Origin of the sequence: Thauera aromatica K172 (genome assembly GCF_003030465.1) — a bacterium.
Classification (GTDB): domain Bacteria; phylum Pseudomonadota; class Gammaproteobacteria; order Burkholderiales; family Rhodocyclaceae; genus Thauera; species Thauera aromatica.
In genome coordinates this window covers 1,715,727-1,729,951 of record NZ_CP028339.1, presented here as the reverse complement: position 1 = coordinate 1,729,951, position 14,225 = coordinate 1,715,727, and the positions used below count along the sequence as shown (strand labels likewise).

16 protein-coding genes are annotated in these 14,225 nt (G+C 67.2%); 1 reads left to right on the top strand and 15 read right to left on the bottom strand.

The features are described 5' to 3' along the window. Window positions 1-154 precede the first annotated feature (154 nt). From nagZ to rpoE, 15 genes are all read right to left on the bottom strand, one after another. A complete protein-coding gene (gene nagZ / locus Tharo_RS08200; protein ID WP_107220771.1) occupies window positions 155-1,300 on the bottom strand; it encodes a beta-N-acetylhexosaminidase in 1,146 nt (381 codons plus the stop codon). Continuing rightward, entirely contained in the window at window positions 1,297-1,677 is a 381-nt protein-coding gene (gene acpS / locus Tharo_RS08195; protein ID WP_107220770.1) for a holo-ACP synthase, read from the bottom strand. Before acpS ends, nagZ begins: the two co-directional genes overlap by 4 nt. A 28-nt stretch (window positions 1,678-1,705) precedes the next feature. Then, window positions 1,706-2,461, bottom strand: a complete 756-nt coding sequence (locus Tharo_RS08190) for a pyridoxine 5'-phosphate synthase (protein ID WP_107220769.1) — start codon at window positions 2,459-2,461, stop codon at window positions 1,706-1,708. Then, complete coding sequence (recO, locus tag Tharo_RS08185; RefSeq protein WP_107220768.1) at window positions 2,461-3,213, bottom strand: DNA repair protein RecO; 753 nt, start codon at window positions 3,211-3,213, stop codon at window positions 2,461-2,463. The genes Tharo_RS08190 and recO overlap by 1 nt, the downstream gene beginning before the upstream one ends. Window positions 3,214-3,228: 15 nt before the next feature. Next, window positions 3,229-4,161: a GTPase Era gene (era, locus tag Tharo_RS08180; RefSeq protein WP_107220767.1), complete on the bottom strand. Its 933-nt coding sequence runs from the start codon at window positions 4,159-4,161 to the stop codon at window positions 3,229-3,231. Further along, complete coding sequence (rnc, locus tag Tharo_RS08175; RefSeq protein WP_107220766.1) at window positions 4,158-4,829, bottom strand: ribonuclease III; 672 nt, start codon at window positions 4,827-4,829, stop codon at window positions 4,158-4,160. Before rnc ends, era begins: the two co-directional genes overlap by 4 nt. 4 nt (window positions 4,830-4,833) lie before the next feature. Continuing rightward, the gene (locus Tharo_RS08170) at window positions 4,834-5,196 is read right to left on the bottom strand and encodes a DUF4845 domain-containing protein (RefSeq protein ID WP_107220765.1); all 363 of its coding nucleotides are present in this window, start codon (window positions 5,194-5,196) and stop codon (window positions 4,834-4,836) included. A gap of 145 nt (window positions 5,197-5,341) precedes the next feature. Next, window positions 5,342-6,130, bottom strand: coding sequence for a signal peptidase I (gene lepB / locus Tharo_RS08165; protein ID WP_107220764.1), 789 nt, complete (start codon window positions 6,128-6,130; stop codon window positions 5,342-5,344). 46 nt (window positions 6,131-6,176) lie between these two features. Continuing rightward, window positions 6,177-7,973, bottom strand: coding sequence for a translation elongation factor 4 (gene lepA / locus Tharo_RS08160; RefSeq protein ID WP_107220763.1), 1,797 nt, complete (start codon window positions 7,971-7,973; stop codon window positions 6,177-6,179). Window positions 7,974-8,040: 67 nt separating this feature from the next. Then, on the bottom strand, window positions 8,041-8,316 hold the full coding sequence (locus Tharo_RS08155) for a glutaredoxin family protein (RefSeq protein WP_245881033.1): 276 nt from the start codon (window positions 8,314-8,316) through the stop codon (window positions 8,041-8,043). Continuing rightward, window positions 8,313-9,716 (bottom strand): Do family serine endopeptidase, encoded by a 1,404-nt coding sequence (locus Tharo_RS08150; protein WP_245881056.1) that lies wholly within the window; start codon window positions 9,714-9,716, stop codon window positions 8,313-8,315. The genes Tharo_RS08155 and Tharo_RS08150 overlap by 4 nt, the downstream gene beginning before the upstream one ends. 29 nt (window positions 9,717-9,745) lie before the next feature. Next, window positions 9,746-10,213 carry a SoxR reducing system RseC family protein gene (locus tag Tharo_RS08145; protein WP_107220760.1) on the bottom strand — a complete coding sequence of 156 codons (468 nt, stop codon included), beginning with the start codon at window positions 10,211-10,213 and terminating at the stop codon, window positions 9,746-9,748. Beyond that, window positions 10,213-11,187, bottom strand: a complete 975-nt coding sequence (locus Tharo_RS08140; protein WP_107220759.1) for a MucB/RseB C-terminal domain-containing protein — start codon at window positions 11,185-11,187, stop codon at window positions 10,213-10,215. Before Tharo_RS08140 ends, Tharo_RS08145 begins: the two co-directional genes overlap by 1 nt. Next, window positions 11,184-11,732, bottom strand: coding sequence for a sigma-E factor negative regulatory protein (locus tag Tharo_RS08135; RefSeq protein WP_107220758.1), 549 nt, complete (start codon window positions 11,730-11,732; stop codon window positions 11,184-11,186). Before Tharo_RS08135 ends, Tharo_RS08140 begins: the two co-directional genes overlap by 4 nt. A gap of 9 nt (window positions 11,733-11,741) precedes the next feature. Beyond that, a complete protein-coding gene (gene rpoE, locus Tharo_RS08130; RefSeq protein ID WP_107220757.1) occupies window positions 11,742-12,341 on the bottom strand; it encodes an RNA polymerase sigma factor RpoE in 600 nt (199 codons plus the stop codon). A 225-nt stretch (window positions 12,342-12,566) separates the two neighbouring features. On the opposite strand from rpoE, the gene nadB reads away from it, so the two are divergent. Next, the gene (nadB, locus tag Tharo_RS08125; RefSeq protein ID WP_107220756.1) at window positions 12,567-14,168 is read left to right on the top strand and encodes an L-aspartate oxidase; all 1,602 of its coding nucleotides are present in this window, start codon (window positions 12,567-12,569) and stop codon (window positions 14,166-14,168) included. The last annotated feature ends 57 nt before the right edge of the window (window positions 14,169-14,225 follow it).

Sequence of the window (14,225 nt, the reverse complement as noted above, 5' to 3'; positions counted from 1 at the left end):
CTGCTTGTGGCGCCTCGCGTTGTTTGACGAGCGCGCCGAACACGTTACGGCGGGTTAACACCCTCTCCTGCCTGGAGCGGACACGACGGCTGGTCGGGAATCGATGCCATGGGTCCGGGAATCGTTGCCGGGGAAAGTTCTGTTCGGTTCGTGATTATCCGCGCTTGCTCAGGACTTCTGTGCGTTGCTCGCCGATGGTGGCGGCGGTCATCGCCGGCGCGGCGCCCGTGTCGTCGGGGATGGCGGCGACGCGCTCGCGCGCCTGGACGTAGGCGGCGTGCAGTTCGAGGGCGGAGGGGTCGGCGAGCCAGGCCGGAAGCGGGGTGTTCGGGACGATTGCGGCGAGGCGGGCGAGGCTGTCGGCATCGGGCTCCGGCCTCCAGCGCTCGAGCAGCTCGGCGGCAAGATCGGGGCGGTTGCAGACGAGCAGCATGTCGCAGCCGGCGGCGCGGGCTGCCTGGGCGCGGCCGACGATGTCGCCGGCGACGCGCGCGCCTTCCATGTTGAGGTCGTCGCTGAAGATCACGCCCTCGAAGCCGAGGCGGCCGCGCAGCACGTCCTTCAACCAGAACGGCGAGAAACCGGCCGGTTGCGGTTCGGGACCGGGGTCGGCGTTCGGGTAGATCACATGCGCGGGCATCACGCCGGCGAGCTGGCGGCCGAGGTGGTGGCGGTAAGGGGCGATGTCTTCCGACCACAGGGTATCGAAGTCGCGCTGATCGACCGGCACCTCGTGGTGGGAGTCGGCCTCGACGCCGCCGTGGCCGGGGAAGTGCTTGCCGACCGCGCCCATGCCCGCCTCCGCCATGCCGGCGACCAGCGCCTGGGCGAGCGCGGCGACCGCCTGCGGGTCACGGTGGAAGGCGCGGTTGCCGATCGCGCCACAGACGCCGTAGTCGACATCGAGCACCGGGGTGAAGCTCAGATCCACGCCATGGGCGCGCAGCTCGGCGGCGAGCACGAAGCCGGTGGCACGCGCCGCATCGAGCGCTGCCAGGCGGTCCTGCACCCACAGCGCGCCGAGGCTGCGCATCGCCGGCAGGCGGGTGAAGCCGTCGTCGCGGAAGCGCTGCACCCGCCCGCCTTCGTGGTCCACGGCGATGATCAGGGCGGGGTCGCGCAGTGCGCGGATCTCGGCGGTGAGCGCGGCAAGCTGCGCGGAGCCGGTGAAGTTGCGCGCGAACAGGATCACCCCGCCGACCCGCGGGTCGCGCAGGCGCGCGCGCTCTTCGTCGGTGAGGGCGGTGGTGGCGACGTCGATCATGACCGGGCCGCGTGCGAGTCGGCGGCGGACTTTCATGCGAGGTTCTCGATGATGGCGAAGGCGACGACGTGCTCGTCCTCGTCGGAGAGACTGAGGTGCGCGCGCAGGCGGTGCAAGGCCATATGTTTGGCGAGCCGCTCATCGTAGTGGAAGTCCGGCTTGCCGCGACTGTCGTGGCCGACCACCACCGCGTGCAGCGTGGCGGGCACGGCGACGCCGGTGCCGAGGGCCTTGCCGAAGGCCTCCTTGGCGGCGAAGCGCTTGGCAAGGAAGCGCGCGGGGTCGCGATGTGCGCGCCAGGCCTCGACTTCGGTGTCGGCGAGGATGCGCAGGGCGAAGCGCTCGCCGTGGCGCTCGAGCGCCTGGCGCACGCGCTCGATGCGGACGATGTCGGTACCGATGCCGTGGATCATGACCTTTCTCCCGCCCGCGCGCCCAGGCTCAGCGGCTGCGTGCCGCGCCTTCGCGCATCAGGCATTTCATTTCGGCCACCGCCTCGCGCAGGCCGACGAAGACTGCGCGGCTGACGATCGAATGGCCGATGTGCAGTTCGCGGATGCCGGGCAGGCGGGCGATCGGCTGCACGTTGTAGTAGTTGAGCGCATGGCCAGCATTGAAGCGCATGCCGAGGCTGCGTACCGCTTCGCCGGCGATGCGGATCTTGTCGAGCTCGGCCGCCACCGCCGGCGCCTCGGCGTCGCGCCCGGCGGCGTGGAAGGCGTGTGCGTAGGGGCCGGTGTGGATCTCGCACACGCGCGCGCCGATGCGGGCGGCGGCCTCGATCTGCGGGATCTCGGCGTCGATGAACACGCTGGTGACGATGCCGGCGTCGGCCAGGCGGGCGATCACGTCCTTCAGGCGTGCCTCCTGGGCGAGCACGTCGAGCCCGCCTTCGGTGGTGATCTCGTGGCGGCCTTCGGGGACCAGCATCGCCATCTGCGGCTTGGTGCGGCAGGCGATGGCGACCATCTCGTCGGTGGCGGCCATCTCGAGGTTGAGCTTGACCTGGGTGAGCTCGGCGAGGCGGCGCACGTCCTCGTCATGGATGTGGCGGCGGTCCTCGCGCAGGTGGATGGTGATGCCGTCGGCGCCGCCGAGGTGGGCCTGCACCGCGGCCCACACCGGGTCGGGTTCCCAGGTGCGGCGCGCCTGGCGCAGGGTGGCGACGTGGTCGATATTGACGCCGAGTTCGATCATCAGAGCTCCTGCAGTTCCTTCAGCACCCGGCGCGACTGCAGCGGCTGGCCGCCCAGGGTGTGGTTGATCAGCACGCGCAGCAGCTGCTTGGACTGGAGCAGCGTCTCCGCGCGGGTAAAGTCGTTGGCTGCCATGTCGAGCAGGGTCTGTCCGGACACGAGCGGCTGCTCGCCCAGTGCTGCGACCTCGTCCTGCTCTTGTTCGAGGATCTCCAGCCGCACCGGACCGCGCTCGATTATATAAAGGTAGCGGGCATCGGGCTGCAGTCCGGAGCCGGTCGCGGCATCGGCCGCGAGACCGACCTCGTAGCCCAGGTCCTGCAGCAGGGCCAGCTCGAAGCGGCGCAGGATCGGCGATTCAGCCTCGCCGCGGGCGAGCGCGCCCACCGCGTCGGCATAGGCGGCGAAGAGGCGCGGATGGGCGTCCTCGCGCGCGGTCAGGCGCAGCAGCAGCTCATTGAGGTAATAGCCGCAGAGCAGCGCCCGCCCACCCAGCAGGGGCTGGCCGCCGAGCCATTCGGCGCGCGCCAGGGTCTTCACTTCACCGCCGCCCGACCAGTCGATGAGCAGCGGCTGAAAAGCCATCAGCACGCCGCGCAGCTGCGAATGCGGCCGGCGCGCGCCTTTCGCCACCAGCGCGACCCGGCCATGGTCGCGCGCGAAGAGGTCGACGATCAGGCTGGTTTCGCGCCACGGCAGGGTGTGCAGCACCCACGCGGGCTGCTGCTCGATGCGCTGTCTCGGGCCGGCCATCGTGCGCCGCCGGGCTTATTCGTAGCCCAGGCTCTTCAGCGCGCGCTCGTCGTCGGCCCAGCCGCTCTTGACCTTGACCCAGACCTCGAGGAAGACCTTGCCGTCGAACAGCTTCTCCAGCTCGACGCGGGCCTCGCTGGAAATGCGCTTGAGCTTTTCGCCGCCCTTGCCGATCACCATCGCCTTGTGGCCGGGTTTGTCGACGATCACCGCGGCGTGGATGCGGCGCAGCCTGCCTTCGACTTCGAACTTCTCGATTTCCACCGCAATGCCGTAGGGCAGCTCGTCGCCGAGCAGGCGGAACAGCTTCTCGCGCAGGAATTCGGAGGCGAGGAAGCGCTCGCTGCGGTCGGTGACCTCGTCCTCCTCGAACATCGGCACGCCGACCGGCAGCAGCGGGGTGGCCGCCCTGACCAAGGTGGCGACGTTGCTCCCCTTCTCCGCCGACAAGGGCACGATCTCGGCGAATTCGCGCAGCTGGCGTACCTCGTCGATGAAAGGCAGCAGGCGGGCCTTGTCCTTCAACTGATCAACCTTGTTGATCACCAGGATCACCTTCGACGACGCGGGGATCACCGTCAGCACCTTGCGGTCGTCGTCGGTGAAGCGACCGGCCTCGATGACGAAGAACACCAGATCGACGTCGGCCAGGACCTGCGAGACGGTGCGGTTCATCGAACGGTTGAGCGCGTTGCGATGGTGGGTCTGGAAGCCCGGCGTATCGACGAACACGAACTGCGCCCGGTCCTCGGTGAGGATGCCGGTGACGCGGTGGCGCGTGGTCTGGGCCTTGCTGGAGACGATGCTGATCTTCTGCCCGACGAGGCGGTTGAGCAGCGTCGACTTGCCGACGTTGGGGCGGCCGACGATGGCGACGAAACCGCAACGGAAGGCTTCGTCCGCTGCGGCGTCCCCCGCTGCAGCGGGGTGGGAATGCTCTTGGTTCATTTTTTCCTCACGGCGGTGAGCGCGAGCTCGGCCGACTGCTGTTCGGCGATGCGCCGGCTGGAGCCGCGCCCCAGGGTGCGCACGCCCAGCCTGGGGATGTCGCAGGCGACTTCGAACTCCTGCGAGTGGGCCTCGCCCAGGACCTGCACCATCGTATAGACGGGCAAGGGCATCCTGCGCCCCTGGAGCCACTCCTGCAAGGCGGTCTTCGCATCCTTGCTCGGCTTGCGCGGATCGACTTCGGCGAGCAAGGGCGCGTACAAGCGGTCGATGACGCCCTTCGCGCACGGAAAGCCACCGTCGAGGAAGACCGCGGCGAATACCGCTTCGAGCGCATCGGCGAGAATCGACGGGCGGCGGCTGCCGCCGGACTTGAGCTCGCCTTCGCCCAGGCGCAGGCAGTCGCCCAGTTCGAGCGTGAGCGCGATGCGGTAGAGCGCGTCCTGGCGCACCAGCGAGGCGCGCACGCGCGACAGCTCGCCTTCACGCAGCTCGCCGAAGCGCTCGAACAAGGCGATCGACATCACGCAGTTGAGGATGCTGTCGCCGAGAAACTCGAAACGCTCATTGTTGGGCAGGCCGAAGCTGCGGTGGGTGAGCGCCTCCTGCAACAGCCCGGAGTCGGTGAACACGTGGCCCAGGCGGGATTGAAGCTGGTCGGTGGTCATCGGCTCAACGCGCCTCGCTGCTGGCATGGAGATCGATCAGCAGGCTCAGGTTCGCCACCAGCGGCACGGTGCGGCTGTAGTCGACCTCGACCCGGGTGCGGGGGCCGGACTTGTCGATGAGCAGATCGACTCCCGACACGCTCGAGACGTCGTCGATCTGGCCACGTCGGTCGAAGCTGCGGCGCAGTTCCAGGGCGGGCACGCCCTTGTCGCCCTCGTCGGCGAGCACATTGACGATGCGCTTGATCGCCAGGTACTCGTTGATCACCGGCACCGTGCGAAAACCGATCGTCAGGACGAAGGCGGCGAACGCACCGACGACGAGAACGCCGAGCAGGCTCAGCCCGCGTTGGGATTTCATGCGCATGGTTTCCTCCCTTTCGTCGGAGCGGGTGAATGGATCCGCCGTCCCGCCAGTGGCTGCGGGCGTACACGCGAGAATACGCAGAGCCGCCCCGGGTTTTCCCCTCCCCCGCCGGGGCGGAAGCGGCCAAGCCGTTTCCGCGGGGTGCTCAGTAAAAACCGCCGATCCGCTTCATGTCGCTGAAATTGAACCAGATGAAGAAGGCGCGGCCGACGATGTTGTCCTCGGGGACAAACCCCCACACCCGGCTGTCGCTGCTGGCGTCGCGGTTGTCGCCCATCACGAAGTAATGCCCTTCGGGCACGGTGCAGTTCACCCCTGCGCTGGTGTAGGTGCAGTTTCCGCGCTGGGGGAAATTCATCACCTGCGGCACGAACGCCGGTGCATCGCGCTCGATCAACACCGCGTGTTCGCGTTCCCCGAGCTTTTCGGTGTATTGCGGCGAATAATAAAGCCGGTCGGGGTGCAGGTAGCTGCCCGCGCTCTCCAGCGGCACGGTTTCGCCATTGATCCGGAGACGCTTGTTGAGGTATTCGACCCGGTCGCCAGGGAGGCCGACCACGCGCTTGATGTAGTCGAGCGAAGGGTCGGCGGGATAGCGGAACACCATGACGTCGCCGCGCTGCGGCGCACCGATGTCGATGATCTTCTTGTTGATCACCGGCAGGCGGATGCCGTAGTTCCATTTATTGACGAGGATGAAATCGCCCACCAGCAGGGTCGGGATCATCGACCCGGACGGGATCTTGAACGGCTCGACGACGAAGGAACGCAGCCCGAACACGACCAGGATCACCGGAAAGAAGCTCGCGCCGTACTCCACCCACCACGGCGCCGGCGCGCCGGCCGGGCGCAGCTTGCGCGCATGGAAGCGGTCGAAGAGCCACAGCACGCCGGTGGCGACGAGCAACAGGAAGAGGATCAGGGCGAAATTCATGCGGTATCCGTCGTCGGCCGGCGGCGGCGCCGCGCGGCGGGTTCGATCACTTGCCTTCGTCGGTGCGCAGCACGGCGAGGAAGGCTTCCTGCGGAATTTCGACGTTGCCGACCTGCTTCATCCGCTTCTTGCCTTCCTTCTGCTTCTCGAGCAGCTTCTTCTTGCGGCTGATGTCGCCGCCGTAACACTTGGCGAGCACGTTCTTGCGCAGCGCCTTGATCGTCTCGCGGGCGATGATGTGCGCACCGATCGCGGCCTGCACCGGCACATCGAACATCTGGCGCGGGATCAGGCCGCGCAGTTTGCTCGCCAGCTCACGGCCGCGGTACTGCGCGCTGGCGCGGTGCACGATGACCGACAGCGCGTCGACCTTCTCGCCACCCACCATCAGGTCGAGCTTGACCAGATCGGCGCTGCGGTATTCCTTGAAGTCGTAGTCGAGCGAGGCATAGCCGCGCGACACCGACTTCAGCTTGTCGAAGAAGTCCATCACCACTTCGTTCATCGGCAGCTCATAGATCAACTGCACCTGGCGGCCGTGGTAGCGCATGTCGATCTGGTTGCCGCGCTTCTGGTTGCACAGCGTGATCACCGGGCCGACGTAGTCCTGCGGCAGGAAGATCGTCGCGGTGATGATCGGCTCGCGGATCTCCTGGTACTTGCCGGGGTCGGGCAGTTTGGCCGGATTCTCGATGCGGATGATCGAGTTGTCGTTGAGCACCACCTCGTACACCACCGTCGGCGCGGTGGTGATCAGGTCCATGTCGAACTCGCGCTCGAGGCGCTCCTGCACGATGTCCATGTGCAGCAGGCCGAGGAAGCCGCAGCGGAAGCCGAAGCCGAGCGCCTGCGACACTTCCGGCTCGAACTGCAGCGAGGCGTCGTTCAGGCGCAGCTTCTCGAGCGAGTCGCGCAACTGGTCGTATTCGGAGGATTCAACCGGATACAGGCCGGCGAACACCTGCGGCTTGATCTCCTTGAAGCCAGGCAGCGCCTCGGCCGCGGGCCGGGTGGCGAGCGTCACGGTATCGCCGACCTTGGCCGCTTCGATCTCCTTGATGCCGGCAATGATGAAGCCCACCTCGCCCGCACGCAGCTGCTCGCGCGCCACCGAGCGCGGCGTGAACACGCCGACCTGGTCGCACGGATACTGGAGACCGTTCGACATCAGCAGGATGCGGTCCTTGGGCTTGAGCACCCCATCGACCACACGCACCAGCATCACGACGCCGACGTAGTTGTCGAACCAGGAGTCGATGATCAGCGCCTTCAGCGGCCCTTCGGGCTCGCCCTTGGGTGGCGGGATGCGGGCAACAATGGCTTCGAGCACGTCTTCCACGCCAAGGCCGGTCTTGGCCGAGCACAGGATCGCTTCGGAAGCATCGACGCCGATCACGTCCTCGATCTCGCCACGGGCGTTGTCCGGATCGGCCGCCGGCAGGTCGATCTTGTTGAGCACCGGCACCACCTCGACGTCGAGGTCGAGCGCGGTGTAGCAGTTCGCCACGGTCTGCGCCTCGACGCCCTGCGAGGCATCGACCACCAGCAGCGCGCCCTCGCAGGCGGCGAGCGAGCGGCTGACCTCGTAGGAGAAGTCGACGTGTCCCGGAGTGTCGATGAGGTTCAGGTTGTAGACCTGCCCGTCCTTCGCCTTGTAGTGCAGCGCCGCGGTCTGGGCCTTGATGGTGATGCCGCGCTCGCGCTCGATGTCCATCGAGTCGAGGACCTGGGCCTCCATCTCGCGGTCCGACAGGCCGCCGCAGAAGTGGATGAGTCGATCGGCCAGGGTCGATTTGCCGTGGTCGATGTGGGCGATGATGGAAAAATTGCGGATATGGTTCATGCGAAACGAAAAGGGTGCCTTGCAGCACCCGTTTCGGAATAAGTTGGATGTGTCGGGGGTGACCTCGTCAAGGCCGCGATTCTAGCGGAAAACCGGCGCAATAAGCGCGCACCGCGGCTTCGTCGAGGTGGTAATGGCACAGTTCGCGTTCGCCGTGCAGCAGCACCGGAACCCATTCGTTCCAGCGTGCTTCAAGTCCGGCATCCTGGTCGACGTCGAAAACTTCGATCTTCCAGCCGAATTCGGCCGCGATCGGCTCCAGCGCCATCACCAGATCGTGGCACAGATGACACCACTGCCGGCTCATGACGGTAAACACGGGCCCCGGGCCGGCAAGCTTCATCGCGCCGCCCGTAGGCTGACGTAGGAACTCGCGTCGCCGCGGCGGACGAGCAACGTGATCGGCTGCCCCGGCTCGAGCGTATCGGCGATGCGATTGAATTCGGCCACCGTCCCCAGCCGCTGCCGGCGCCCATCCACGACCATCCCCAGCACGAGATCGCCGGGCGCGATCTCGGCGCGCGCGGCGACCCCCTGCGCGCGCAGGACGACCAGCCCCTGCTCGATGCCGCGTTCGCGCCGCTGTGCCAGCGTCGGCGCGACCAGGACCAGGCCGAGGCGGTTCGGCGCGGAAGCCATATGCGGCCTGCTGCCCGCGCTGGCGGCGTTTTCCGGGTCCTGCCACTCGCCGACCGCGAGCTTCAGCACCTGCAGCTTGCCGTCGCGGAAGACGTCGACATCGACCGTCGCCCCGGGGCGCGCGGCGGCGACGATGCGCGGCAGATCGGCCGAGTTTTCCACGCTGCGACCATTGAAGCGCAGGATCACGTCGCCCTGCTCGATCCCGCCGTGCGCCGCCGGCCCGCCCGCTTCGACCATGCTCACCAGCGCCCCCGCAGTCCGCGGCAGGCCGAAGCCGTCGGCCAGATCGCGCGTCACTTCCTGGATCGAAACCCCGATCCGGCCACGCTGCACCCGCCCGTGGGTCCGCAACTGCTGCTGCACGTCCATCGCAACATCGATCGGGATCGCGAACGACAGGCCCATGAAGCCACCGGTGCGGCTGTAGATCTGCGAGTTGATGCCGACCACTTCGCCGCGGAGGTTGAACAGCGGCCCGCCCGAATTGCCGGGATTGATCGCGACATCGGTCTGGATGAAGGGAACGAAATTTTCGTCGGGCAGGCTACGCCCTTTGGCACTGACGATACCGGCAGTCACCGACTGCTCGAAGCCGAACGGCGAACCGATCGCGAGCACCCACTCCCCCACTTTCAGTGCATCCGGGTCGCCGAGCACGACGTGCGGCAGGCCGCCGGCCTCGATGCGGATCAGGGCGACGTCGCTGCGCGCATCCGCGCCGACGACCTCCGCACTGAACTCGCGCTTGTCGGCAAGGCGCACGAGAATCTCCTCGGCACCCTCGACGACATGGGCATTGGTCAGGATGTAGCCGTCGGCGCTGACGATGAAACCCGAGCCGAGCGACTGGTTGTCCGGATCGGGGTCCGGGCCGGGCGGTTCGGGAAGCCGGGGCACAAAGCGGCGGAAAAAGTCGAACATCGGATCCGACTCGTCCAGCTCCGGCAAGGAAAAAGGGGCTCGGGTCCGCTCCGCATGTGCCTGGGTCGTGCTGATATTGACCACTGCGGCCCCCTGGTGCTCGACCAGGCGGGTGAAATCAGGCAGCGCCTCGATTTCGACTGCCGATACCGACGCCACAACCAGCGCCATGGCCAGCATCGCAAAGGCCTGGCGCAGGAAGGAACGGATCATTGCGACCCCTGCGGCGGCGACATGCACGCGCCGTCGGGCGCCAGCTCCAGGCGCAGATGGCTGCGCCAGTTCCGGCTCCGGGTCAGCACGCGATTCAGCGTCCAGGCCAGGAGCAACCCTGCCGCGCCGCCTGCAACCGCGTAGAGATCGCCCCCGCCCTCGGGAGCGAGCAGGCTGCCGGTGGCGGCACCGGCGAGCAGCAGCAAGGTGCCCAGTCCGTAGCTGACGAGCGCGGCGTTGAGCGGCGCCCCGTCGGGAATGCTGATCAGGACCCGGTCCCCGGGGCTGACCGGAATGCTCGCCGGCAGCACGAACTCGCCCTGCGGCGGGCCGAACACGTGGGAGATCTGCACCGAATGGCAGCCTCCCGGCTCGTCACACCGCCCACAGCCGCCGGCCCGGTCGGTGAGCTTGAGCCAAACCCGACCGTGCTCGACGCGCAACACTTCTGCACGTGCCTGCATTATTGCCCCACTGGTTGAATGCTGTCGCCGATCCGGCGAACGGCGCGCTCGGGCGCCTCGCCCAGCGCGGTGATCATATGGCCGCCGAGGGTGCGCTTGTAGATGTTGATCGCGCCGGTGGAAACAGGGCCGAGGCCGGCCGCCGCCGAACCCTCCCCGGCCGGCTCGATGAATACCGAGATTGCCGCCAGCCCATCGCTGAACACCATATGCACGGCCTGCCCGCGGTCGCGGCCGAGCGGCCGCTGCATCACCGAGCTGAGGCTGTAGCCGGGCAGCGTCTCCACCAGCCCCCAGCCGCTGTCGTTGCGCGGCATTCCGCTGGCACGCGCATCGACCACCCGCCAGCCGTCTCCCGGCGCAAACTGCGACTTCAGCAAATCGGAATCGACTTCCCCCCCGATCCGCACGTCGCTGAAAGCGAACTGTTCGATGAGTTCACCGCGCTCGTCCACCATGCGCGCCTTGAGCAACAGCCCGCTCTTCACCTCCGCCCACAGGATATGCCCGTAACGCAGGTCGTCACGAGGCTCGAGAACCAGCGCCTGCGCTTCGTAGCCAGCAATGCGTCCGAGCTCGCCCTTGCGGATGCGGTAATTTTCCGCGAGCCCCATCGGAGAAAGAGGCAGCCGCGCAGGAAAAGCCCTGCGCCCACCGGCGGCCCCGTCGATGATCACGGTACGCTCGTCGGGCAGCACGCAGCGCACCTCGTTGCCGCGGCGGATGATTTCGCGCGGACTGCCATCGAGCACTTCGAGCCGCTCATGCTCACCGTCGGCATCGACACGGTGGGCGATGCGCGAAGTTTCCACCTGCGCGCCGGACTGATAAACGAACGTGCCGACGTAATTCAGGCGCTGTCCGGCCGTCGCCACCCGGCCCAGCCAGGACAACGGATCGAGCGGAGCTTCAGCATAGGCCGGCGCCCCCGCCAGCAGGGCGCAGAACCACAATACCGCGGGGAGAAACCTCATCTGCCCGCACCCTGGCGCTGCTCGGACACGCTCCGTACATACTGCAGCCCGGCCGGAACCGGCCCGCCGCCGCTGATCCCCCGGTGGGCGAAGACGTATTCGCGCAGCGGATCGTCCCCTACGGCCCGCGGCAAGGCACCCTGTCCCGCCGTCAGCTTCGTGATCTGGGCCGGAGCCGGCACTGCCGCGAGCCGGGCCACGGCAGCGTCGTCCCGCGAATACAGGGTCGCGGCGACCAGCCCCACTGCCGCCACGCCCATCACCGAGGCTGCAACCGGCAGCATCGACGACCATGCCGCGCGGCGCGCGGAGCCGACACTCGCCGCTGCGGGGGTGAATACCACCGGCTCGCGGTCGAGATTGGCCATGACACGCTCGGCGAAATCTGGCAAGCAGTCATGCTCGCCCCGCAGTGCATCGCCGATCATGCAGTACGCGTCCCACTCCTTGCGCAGCTCGGGATCGCGCCGCAACTTCTCGAAAACCGGGGCGATCGCATGATCTTCGAGCTCGCCGTCGAGCAGGGCCGACACTGTGTCCTTCATCCTTGCCACCTACCAACGTTTGTCCGGGGCCGTATCGAGCAAGGGCCGCAGACGTTCTGCAATCGCTTCACGCGCGCGGAAGATCCGCGAGCGTACCGTCCCTATCGGGCATTCCATGATGTTGGCGATCTCCTCGTAGCTGAGGCCTTCGAGTTCGCGCAACATGATGGCGGTCCTCAGTTCCTCGGGCAGTGCGTCCATTGCCTGATCCACGGTTTCACCGATCTGGCGCGTCATCATCAAGCGCTCGGGCGTGTTGATGTCGCGCAACTGGTCGCCATCCTCGAAGGTTTCGGCCTCCTCGGAATCGAAACTCGTGGATGTGGGCGCTCTCCTGCTCTGGGATACCAGGTAGTTCTTCGCCGTGTTGATACCGATCCGGTACAACCAGGTATAGAACGCACTGTCTCCACGGAACGAACCCAGCGCACGGTAAGCCTTGATGAAGGTTTCCTGCGCCACGTCCTCGACTTCGGCAGGATCGCGGATCAGGCGCGACAGCAACCGGTTCAGCTTGCGCTGGTACTTGGACACCAGCAAGCCGAAAGCCTGTTTGTCGCCGCGCTGTACGCGCTCGACGAGCTGCTGATCGAGCACACGGTCGCTCATGGAGTGAAATATTTCCCCGGATATTCGAATGACAAAACACCCGGATTATAAGCGAGCCGCCGCAGATTCTGCAGAAATCGGAGGTACTCGGAAAGACACGCCCCCCCGCAATTAGTTCATGCCGCCCCGGGCAGCGCCCCCCCCCTTTCCGCCCCGCGGCACCTGCGCTCGCCGTAGCGGCGGTGCGTGCTATATTTGCGGACTTCTCTCGAGTCGGGTGACATCTTGCTCAAACAGTACGACGTACTCATTCTTGGCAGCGGCACCGCCGGCCAGTCCATCGCCCTGCGCCTCGCCGACACGCTGCGAGTCGCACTCGTCACCAAGCGCGAGCTCTCCGACAGCGCGAGCAACTGGGCCCAGGGAGGGATCGCCGCGGTACTCGATACCACCGACAGCATCGAAGCCCACATCCAGGACACCTTCACTGCCGGCGCCGGCCTGTGCGATCCGGACGCGACCCGTTTCGTGGTCGAAAACGGCAAGCGCGCGATCGACTGGCTGATCGAGCGCGGCGTCCCCTTCACCCGCGAACCCGACTCGGAATTCGGCTACCACCTGACGCGCGAGGGCGGGCACTCCCACCGCCGCGTCATCCACGCCGCCGACGCCACCGGTGCCGCGGTGCAACTGACGTTGAGCGCTCAGGTGCGCGCCCACCCCAATATCGACATCTACGAGCACCACATCGCCGTCGACCTGGTGCTCGGCGACAAGGTCGGGCAGCCGGGCGCGGGCTGCCTCGGCGCCTACGTCCTCGACATCGCCGCAGACGAGGTCGTGACCTTCAGCGCCCGCAATACCGTGCTCGCCACCGGAGGCACCGGCAAGGTCTATCTGTACACGACCAACCCGGACGTGGCCACCGGCGACGGCGTGGCCATGGCCTGGCGTGCTGGTTGCCGGGTGGGGAACATGGAATTCATCCAGTTCCATCCGACCTGCCTGTACCACCCCCAGGCCAAGTCCTTCCTGATCTCCGAGGCCGTACGCGGAGAAGGCGGCCTGCTGAAGCTGCCCGACGGCACCCGCTTCATGCCCGAGCACGATCCGCGAGCCGAGCTCGCGCCGCGCGACGTCGTCGCCCGCGCGATCGACTTCGAGATGAAAAAGCGCGGCCTCGACTGCGTCTACCTCGACATCAGCCACAAGCCCGAGGCCTGGCTGCGCGAGCACTTCCCCAACATCCACGCGCGCTGCCTGGAACTGGGCATCGACATCAGCCGCGAGCCGATCCCGGTCGTGCCCTGTGTGCATTTTTCCTGCGGCGGCATCGTCACCGACCTATCCGCACGCACCGACGTTCCCGGCCTGTACGCCGTCGGCGAAGCGGCGTTTACCGGCCTGCACGGTGCCAACCGCCTGGCAAGCAACTCCCTGCTCGAATGCCTGGTGTTCGGCGAGGCCGCCGCCAAGGACATCCTCGCCCAGCCCGGTGGCCGCTTGCCGGTCCTTCCCGATTGGGACGAGAGCCGCGTCACCGACGCCGACGAGGAAGTGGTGATCGCGCACAACTGGGCGGAACTGCGCCGGGCCATGTGGGACTACGTCGGCATCGTGCGCACGACCAAGCGCCTCAAGCGCGCCCAACACCGCATCCGCCTGCTCGAGCGCGAGATCCACGAGTTCTACACCAACTTCCGCGTCAGCAACGACCTCATCGAACTGCGCAACCTGGTCACGACGGCCGACCTGATCGTACGCTGCGCGCTGCGGCGCAAGGAAAGCCGCGGCCTGCACACCTCGCGCGATTTCCCCGACATGCTGGCGCGCGCGCGCAACACCGTCCTGCGCCCGCGCCCGCCGCGCAAGAAAGCCGGAAGCTGAGCCGCTCGCGCCGGGCCTGTTCCCCAGGCACCGGCGCACGCACAAAGGCCCCGGCCC